Source organism: Variovorax sp. 20P10.2.4, from assembly GCF_058244205.1.
This window is the reverse complement of record NZ_JBZAYE010001074.1, coordinates 1-1,528: the sequence shown is the minus strand read 5'-3', so window position 1 is coordinate 1,528 and position 1,528 is coordinate 1. Positions and strand designations below refer to the sequence as shown.

The 1,528-nt window shown below is 65.2% G+C and carries 2 protein-coding genes and 1 pseudogene; all 3 read left to right on the top strand.

Annotation, left to right across the window (positions count from 1 at the left end; all coding sequences use genetic code 11):
• The first annotated feature begins 67 nt into the window (after nucleotides 1–67).
• The gene (locus AC27VN_RS41190) at nucleotides 68–481 is read left to right on the top strand and encodes a gamma-butyrobetaine hydroxylase family protein (RefSeq protein ID WP_093340991.1); all 414 of its coding nucleotides are present in this window, start codon (nucleotides 68–70) and stop codon (nucleotides 479–481) included.
• Nucleotides 482–628: 147 nt separating this feature from the next.
• Nucleotides 629–1,360 carry a bifunctional demethylmenaquinone methyltransferase/2-methoxy-6-polyprenyl-1,4-benzoquinol methylase UbiE gene (ubiE, locus tag AC27VN_RS41185; protein ID WP_057592061.1) on the top strand — a complete coding sequence of 244 codons (732 nt, stop codon included), beginning with the start codon at nucleotides 629–631 and terminating at the stop codon, nucleotides 1,358–1,360.
• Nucleotides 1,361–1,391: 31 nt separating this feature from the next.
• A pseudogene (locus AC27VN_RS41180) lies at nucleotides 1,392–1,528 on the top strand (Tim44 domain-containing protein); the annotation flags it as partial.

The window sequence follows — 1,528 nt, the reverse complement described above, 5'->3', positions numbered from 1 at the left end:
TAGCCGGCGCGGCATACTGCGCCGTCTCCCTGCATCCTCTTTCCTCCACTTCGAACGGACACTCCCCATGGCAGGCTTGCAAGCTGGCGCGCCGACGCCGCAGTCGATCACCGTGCACGGCCGCTCGCGCGTGCTCGAGGTGGGCTTCTCCGACGGCGCCACCTTCCGCATCCCCTTCGAGCTGATGCGCATCTACTCGCCCTCGGCGGAGGTGCAGGGCCACGGACCGGGCCAGGAAACGCTGCAGACCGGCAAGCGCGAGGTCGAACTGGTCGCGCTCGAGCCGGTGGGCAACTACGCGGTGCAGCCCCGCTTCAGCGACGGGCACGACACCGGCATCTACTCGTGGGACCTGCTCTACCAGCTGGGTTCGCAGCAGGCCGAACTCTGGGCGGCCTACGAGCAGAAGCTGGCCGAAGCGGGCGTCGATCGCGACGCACCGATGGCCGAGAAGGGCGGCCACGCCTGCGGCAGCCATTGACCGGCGTTTGCTATTGAAAGCATAGCTTCGTCGGTAGACGTGACGGGCGTTACAAGACCTCAGCGTTTGCAGAAAAAGCAACAAATGACCGCCGGTACAGCGGGGTCGTCGTCTTGATGCGAGGACGAACGGCCTAACATCGGTCGCATGACCACCACCCATTTCGGCTTCGAGAAAGTCGACGAGAGCGAGAAGGCCGGCCGCGTGCGCGGCGTGTTCGACTCGGTCGCCACGCGCTACGACCTGATGAACGACCTCATGTCGATGGGGCTTCACCGCGCATGGAAGGCCTACACCGTCATGGTCGCGAACGTGGGCGAAGGCTCGCGCGTGCTCGACATCGCGGGCGGCACCGGCGATCTCGCGCTGGCCTTCGCGAAGAAGGTCGGCGCCAGCGGCCAGGTGGTCCACACCGACATCAACGAAGCCATGCTGCGCACCGGCCGCGACCGCCTGCTCGACGCCGGCGTGGTGCTGCCCACCACGGTCTGCGACGCCGAGAAGCTGCCGTTCCCCGACGACCACTTCGACGTCGTCACCGTCGCCTTCGGCCTGCGCAACATGACGCACAAGGACGTCGCGCTCAAGGAGATGAACCGCGTGCTCAAGCCGCGCGGCAAGCTGCTGGTGCTCGAGTTCTCGAAGGTCGCGAAGCCGCTCGAGAAGGTCTACGACTGGTACTCCTTCAACGTGCTGCCGCGCCTGGGCAAGGTGGTGGCGGGCGACGACGCGAGCTACCGCTACCTGGCCGAATCGATCCGCATGCATCCGGGCCAGGACGAGCTCAAGTCCCTCATGAAAGAGGGCGGTTTCGGGCATGTGGACTATCACAACATGACGGGTGGCGTGGTTGCCCTCCATGTTGGAATCAAGTGTTGATCAGACGAGATTTCGTTCGAGAGGAGACCTTATGAAGAGTTTGAGTACTTTGCTTCTGGCCGGCGCACTCGCGCTCGTCAGCATCCAGGCCGACGCGGCGCGCATGGGCGGCGGTAAATCCGTCGGCCGCCAATCCTCGAACGTGACGCAACGCCAGGCCACGCCGCC